Consider the following 5,886-nt stretch of genomic DNA (forward strand, 5'->3'; position numbering starts at 1 on the left):
TGACTTCGTCAGTTCTATTTACAACCTCAAAGCGGTGCTTTGAGCAACCTGCGGCTAGTTTCCTAGTTTGCTCTTTGATTTTTATTGAGTATTAATTCCAAAATCCAGTCAAGGTACCAGTGTATGTGATACGTTTATCTTTCGTATCTTCAGGGAAATTGGGGAAGTCAAAAAGTCTTTGGGTTACAATATGGTTTCCGTTCTTCTATCTCTCCTTCTATCACCTAAGTTTAAAATCTAACTTCGTAGTATATTATGGACCAATAATTCAGAATTATCAAGCAATTCTGAATTATTTTTTTCTTATTCTGTTCCAATCTAGTTTTCATATTCTTAAAAAAGTGATAAAATGGTAGGAAGAATTGGAGAGTAGAGATGCCAAAAGAAGTGAATTTAACAGGCGAAGAAGTTGTCGCTTTAACCAAAAAATATTTAACGGAAGAGGATGTCCATTTTGTCCATAAGGCCTTGGTCTATGCGGTGGATTGTCATAGTGGTCAATACCGCAAATCAGGCGAGCCTTATATCATTCACCCTATTCAAGTGGCAGGTATTCTAGCCAAACTCAAGCTGGATGCTGTAACGGTAGCTTGTGGTTTCTTGCATGATGTGGTGGAAGATACAGATGCGACCTTGGACGATTTGGAAAGAGAGTTTGGTCCCGATGTGCGCGTGATTGTTGACGGAGTCACCAAGCTTGGCAAGGTCGAGTACAAGTCTCACGAAGAGCAGTTGGCTGAAAATCATCGCAAGATGCTCATGGCCATGTCTGAGGACATCCGCGTTATCTTGGTCAAACTGTCTGACCGCTTGCACAATATGCGAACCCTGAAACATCTTCGAAAAGACAAGCAGGAGCGCATTTCCAAAGAAACTATGGAAATCTATGCCCCACTTGCTCACCGTTTGGGGATTTCCAGTGTCAAATGGGAATTGGAAGACCTGTCTTTCCGTTATCTCAACTCGACAGAGTTTTACAAGATTACCAATATGATGAAGGAAAAGCGCAGAGAGCGTGAAGCCTTGGTGGATGAGGTAGTCACAAAATTAGAGGAGTATACGATAGATCGTCACTTGAAAGGGAAGATTTATGGTCGTCCCAAGCATATTTACTCAATTTTCCGCAAAATGCAGGACAAGAGAAAACGGTTTGAGGAAATCTATGACCTGATTGCCATTCGTTGTATTTTGGATACCCAAAGTGATGTTTATGCCATGCTTGGTTATGTGCATGAACTTTGGAAACCCATGCCTGGTCGCTTTAAGGACTACATCGCTAACCGCAAGGCAAATGGTTACCAGTCTATCCATACGACTGTCTATGGGCCAAAAGGGCCGATTGAATTCCAAATTCGGACCAAGGCCATGCACGAGGTGGCTGAGTACGGGGTTGCGGCTCACTGGGCTTATAAGAAAGGCGTTAAGGGGCAGGTTAACAGCAAGGAGTCTGCTATTGGGATGAACTGGATCAAGGAGATGATGGAGCTTCAAGATCAGGCTGATGATGCCAAGGAATTTGTGGACTCTGTTAAGGAAAACTATCTGGCTGAGGAGATTTACGTCTTTACACCAGATGGAGCTGTCCGTTCTCTTCCAAAAGATTCAGGACCTATTGACTTTGCTTATGAAATCCATACTAAAGTCGGTGAAAAAGCGACTGGTGCCAAGGTCAACGGCCGTATGGTTCCACTGACAACCAAGCTCAAAACAGGGGATCAGGTTGAAATTGTCACCAACCCCAACTCCTTTGGACCTAGCCGCGACTGGCTCAATATGGTCAAGACCAGCAAGGCGCGCAACAAGATTCGTCAGTTTTTTAAAAACCAAGATAAGGAATTATCTGTTAATAAGGGTCGTGAAATGTTGATGACCCAGTTCCAAGAAAATGGTTATGTGGCCAATAAATTTATGGACAAGCGTCATATGGACCAAGTCCTGCAAAAGACCAGCTACAAGACAGAAGACTCCCTCTTTGCGGCCATTGGTTTTGGGGAAATCGGTGCTATTACTGTCTTTAATCGTCTGACTGAAAAGGAACGTCGTGAAGAAGAACGTGCCAAGGCCAAGGCTGAGGCAGAAGAACTTGTCAAAGGTGGCGAGGTCAAGGTTGAAAATAAAGAAACCCTCAAGGTCAAGCATGAAGGTGGTGTGGTCATTGAAGGTGCTTCTGGTCTCCTAGTGCGGATTGCCAAGTGTTGTAACCCCGTGCCTGGTGATGATATTGTCGGCTACATTACCAAGGGTCGTGGTGTGGCTATTCACCGTGTGGACTGTATGAACCTGCGCGCCCAAGAAAACTACGAGCAACGTCTCCTTGATGTGGAGTGGGAAGGTCAGTACTCTAGCTCAAATAAAGAGTATATGGCTCATATTGATATTTATGGCCTCAACCGTACAGGATTGTTGAACGATGTACTGCAAGTTCTCTCAAACACAACCAAGAATATTTCAACAGTCAATGCCCAACCAACCAAGGATATGAAATTTGCCAATATCCATGTGTCCTTTGGCATTACCAACCTCTCGACGCTGACTACGGTTGTGGACAAGATTAAGAGTGTGCCAGAAGTTTACTCTGTCAAACGAACCAACGGTTAATTGTCTGAGTTCTTACTAGAAAGGCTATTATGAAAATCATTATCCAACGTGTTAAAAAAGCCCAAGTCAGTATCGAAGGTCAGGTTCAGGGAAAAATCAATCAGGGGCTCTTATTGCTGGTTGGTGTTGGACCAGAGGACCAAGAGGAAGATTTGGACTATGCTGTGAGAAAACTGGTCAATATGCGGATTTTTTCAGATGCAGAAGGCAGGATGAACCTATCTGTCAAAGATATTGAAGGAGAAATCCTTTCTATTTCCCAGTTTACCCTCTTTGCGGATACCAAGAAAGGCAATCGTCCAGCCTTTACAGAAGCAGCCAAACCTGATATGGCATCAGACTTCTATGATGTTTTCAACCAAAAACTAGCGCAAGAAGTGCCTGTTCAGACAGGTATCTTTGGAGCGGATATGCAGGTTGAGCTGGTCAATGATGGGCCAGTTACCATTATCCTAGATACTAAAAATAGATAAGAAAGATCAAGCCCAGCCGGCTTGGTTTTTCTCATCTATCATAAAATACTCCAAAAGAAATCGGTGCTTGATAGGCTTGGGGAAAGTCTTGTTTCAGGATTTGGCAGGTGCGATAGGAAGGGATGAGATGTCCTAGGATGAGGAGAGTCCCCTGAAGGAAAAGTGGGGTACCACTTAAACATATCAAGGAGAGAATCATCAGGATATCCCATAGAAGGATTTGTAAGGCAAAGCGCCAGAATCTCGGTCTAATCTGGAAATAGAGTTGACTAAAGTGGTCACAAAGCTGGTTAGAAAGATAGGTCAACAGCACAGGGTGAAAGAAAATGAGCTAACCGCTATAAATCAAAATACAATCCCAAGTAAGCACCTCTTTAAAAGCCAAAATGCCCAGCATGATTCCATCAATGACAAGGAGCTCAATGGTTTTGATGAAGATGATTTTTTCATGATAAGCCCTCCTTTTTTCCTCTGTTAGTGACGGAATAGTTTATATAATTATTATACAATATTTAGTTGGATTATGGAAGCGCTTACTATCGTTTTTGATATAAAAAATAGATAAGAAAACCCTGAAAATCAAACTTTCAGGGTTGGTAGGGGACTTGAGAAATTAGTTGATTTTTTCGACATAGAGTTGTTTGGCAATGTCCATACCTACTTGTAAATCCTCTTCTTTACTGAGGATAGTGAAGGTGTTGCTGAAGCCATCAAACTGCTTGACTTGGAGCTGGTCACCGATGTGAAGTGAGTGCTTATCCAGATAATGGAGAATGTCAAAACTATCATGCACCCGAGTCAGGCGGTAGGCGCCAGCTTCCTTGATGTCAGCTAGTGGCAGGTTATTGATTTCAACGAGGAGTTCTCCCTTGGCAGGAATGGTTCCTCCGTGGGGGCAGGTTTTAGGGAAACCTAGCAGTTTATCTAGTCTTTCCACGAACAGGTCAGAGACAGTGTGTTCCAAGACCTCAGCTTCCTCGTGAATCTGGTCACTTGTATAGTCTAAATGATGAACTAGAAAAACTTCAATCAAGCGGTGCTTACGATAGAGCTCAGAGACCAGTTTGAGGCCGAGGTCAGTCAGTAGATAGCCACATTCCTTGTCCTTTAGGATGAGGTTTTCACTCTTCATCCGTTTGATCATTTCAGTTACGGCAGGGGGAGAGACTTGCATGCGGGCAGCAATTTCCTTGTTGGTGATTTTATGCAGGTCTATACCAATTTCATAAATACATTTTAGATAATCTTCTTTATTTGGGGTCATTCGTTTCCTCTTGTCTAATATCTTTATCTAGTATATCAAAAAAAGCTAGATTTCTCTAGCTGTGACTTTTTATGTTATACTTATTGCAAGAGAAAAAACGAGGAGATGGATATGACGAAAATAGCTCTTCTTTCAGATATTCATGGAAATACCACTGCTTTAGAGGCTGTTTTGGCAGATGCTCGGCAGCTAGGAGTGGATGAATACTGGCTTTTGGGAGACATTCTCATGCCAGGGACAGGGCGTAGAAGGATTTTGGACTTGTTGGCTCAACTACCGATTACAGCTAGAGTTTTGGGAAACTGGGAAGACAGTCTTTGGCATGGTGTCCGCAAGGAATTGGATAGTACTCGTCCCAGTCAACGCTATCTCTTGCGCCAGTGCCAGTATGTTTTAGAGGAAATTTCCCTAGAAGAAATTGAACTGCTCCACAATCAACCACTCCAGCTTCATCGTCAGTTTGGGGCTTTGACGGTGGGAATTAGCCATCATCTTCCTGATAAGAACTGGGGGCGAGAGTTGATTCATACTGGGGCGCAAGAGGATTTTGACCGCTTGGTGACCAATCCACCTTGTGATATTGCTGTTTATGGTCATATTCACCAGCAGTTGCTTCGTTACGGTACTGGTGGGCAATTGATTGTTAATCCGGGTTCGATTGGGCAGCCTTTCTTTCTAGATGCTCAGTTGCGGAAGGACTTGCGGGCCCAGTATATGATTTTGGAGTTTGATGACAAGGGCTTGGTAGATATGAACTTCCGACGGGTAGACTACGATGTGGCAGCTGAATTGCAGTTGGCTAAAGATCTTAAACTTCCCTATTTTGAGGTTTACTATGAAAGTCTGGTCAATGGGATCCACCATACTCATCATCAGGAATTTCTGAGAGAATTGGCCCAGAAAGAGGGCTACGATCGGGAGTTAGACGACTGGTTAAAAGGTGGTAACGATTGACATTACAACTAAAAAGGGTATAATAAAAGAAAAAGAAGAGTAGAGGCAGGGGAGCCTCGTAAAAAGGAGAAGAGGATGCAAATTCCAAGTAGATTTACCATTGCGACTCATATGCTGATAATCATTGCCCTCAAGGGGAAGGAAAGCAAGGTGACCAGTGATTTTCTGGCTGCTAGTGTCGGGGTCAATCCTGTCATTATCAGAAAAACCTTGTCCCAGTTGAAGAAGGCAGAGCTGATTTCAGTTGCGCGTGGAACAGGGGGAACTGAGATTGTCAAGGATCTCAAGGATATTAGTCTTTTAGATGTTTATCAGGCGGTTGAGTGTCTTGGTAAGACTGGTCAACTCTTCAGTTTCCATGACAATCCAAATCCAAATTGTCCAGTTGGAGCCCATATTCATGATGTTTTGGATCAAAAATTGGAGAGAATCCAGCTGGCCATGGAGGCAGAGCTTGGTCAGACTAGTTTAGAGCAAGTTGTGGCTGATGCAGAGAGTCAGATGAAGGAGTGAATTCTTCTTTAAAATAAAAAAGCTTATGAGAAGGTTTTTATACTCAATGAAAATCAAAAAGCAAACTAGGAAGCTAGCCGCAGG

The 5,886-nt window shown here is 43.1% G+C and carries 5 protein-coding genes and 1 pseudogene; 4 read left to right on the forward strand and 2 right to left on the reverse strand.

Annotation, left to right across the window (positions count from 1 at the left end):
- Positions 1–375 precede the first annotated feature (375 nt).
- Positions 376–2,598: a bifunctional (p)ppGpp synthetase/guanosine-3',5'-bis(diphosphate) 3'-pyrophosphohydrolase gene (locus tag HT699_RS05765; protein ID WP_138701986.1), complete on the forward strand. Its 2,223-nt coding sequence runs from the start codon at positions 376–378 to the stop codon at positions 2,596–2,598.
- A gap of 29 nt (positions 2,599–2,627) precedes the next feature.
- Positions 2,628–3,071 (forward strand): D-aminoacyl-tRNA deacylase, encoded by a 444-nt coding sequence (dtd, locus tag HT699_RS05770; protein WP_000691425.1) that lies wholly within the window; start codon positions 2,628–2,630, stop codon positions 3,069–3,071.
- A gap of 31 nt (positions 3,072–3,102) precedes the next feature.
- On the opposite strand, the pseudogene HT699_RS12170 reads toward dtd, so the two are convergent.
- Both HT699_RS12170 and HT699_RS05780 read right to left on the reverse strand, forming a co-directional pair.
- Positions 3,103–3,468: pseudogene (locus HT699_RS12170) on the reverse strand (hypothetical protein).
- 216 nt (positions 3,469–3,684) lie between these two features.
- On the reverse strand, positions 3,685–4,335 hold the full coding sequence (locus HT699_RS05780; RefSeq protein WP_172934168.1) for a metal-dependent transcriptional regulator: 651 nt from the start codon (positions 4,333–4,335) through the stop codon (positions 3,685–3,687).
- 111 nt (positions 4,336–4,446) lie between these two features.
- Between HT699_RS05780 and HT699_RS05785 the strand changes: the two genes are divergently transcribed.
- Positions 4,447–5,289 carry a metallophosphoesterase family protein gene (locus HT699_RS05785; protein WP_023940446.1) on the forward strand — a complete coding sequence of 281 codons (843 nt, stop codon included), beginning with the start codon at positions 4,447–4,449 and terminating at the stop codon, positions 5,287–5,289.
- Positions 5,290–5,364: 75 nt separating this feature from the next.
- Complete coding sequence (locus tag HT699_RS05790; protein WP_001166796.1) at positions 5,365–5,802, forward strand: Rrf2 family transcriptional regulator; 438 nt, start codon at positions 5,365–5,367, stop codon at positions 5,800–5,802.
- Positions 5,803–5,886: the final 84 nt, after the last annotated feature.

The organism is Streptococcus sp. 1055, from assembly GCF_013276815.1.
In the GTDB taxonomy this organism is placed as follows: Bacteria; Bacillota; Bacilli; order Lactobacillales; family Streptococcaceae; genus Streptococcus; species Streptococcus pseudopneumoniae.

Bases quoted from the DNA above. Each gene is read 5' to 3' on its own strand.
- HT699_RS05780 (WP_172934168.1), bottom strand. From the start codon at position 4,335: ATGACCCCAAATAAAGAAGATTATCTAAAATGTATTTATGAAATTGGT.
- HT699_RS05790 (WP_001166796.1), top strand. From the start codon at position 5,365: ATGCAAATTCCAAGTAGATTTACCATTGCGACTCATATGCTGATAATC.
- HT699_RS05765 (WP_138701986.1), top strand. From the start codon at position 376: ATGCCAAAAGAAGTGAATTTAACAGGCGAAGAAGTTGTCGCTTTAACC.
- HT699_RS05785 (WP_023940446.1), top strand. From the start codon at position 4,447: ATGACGAAAATAGCTCTTCTTTCAGATATTCATGGAAATACCACTGCT.
- dtd (WP_000691425.1), top strand. From the start codon at position 2,628: ATGAAAATCATTATCCAACGTGTTAAAAAAGCCCAAGTCAGTATCGAA.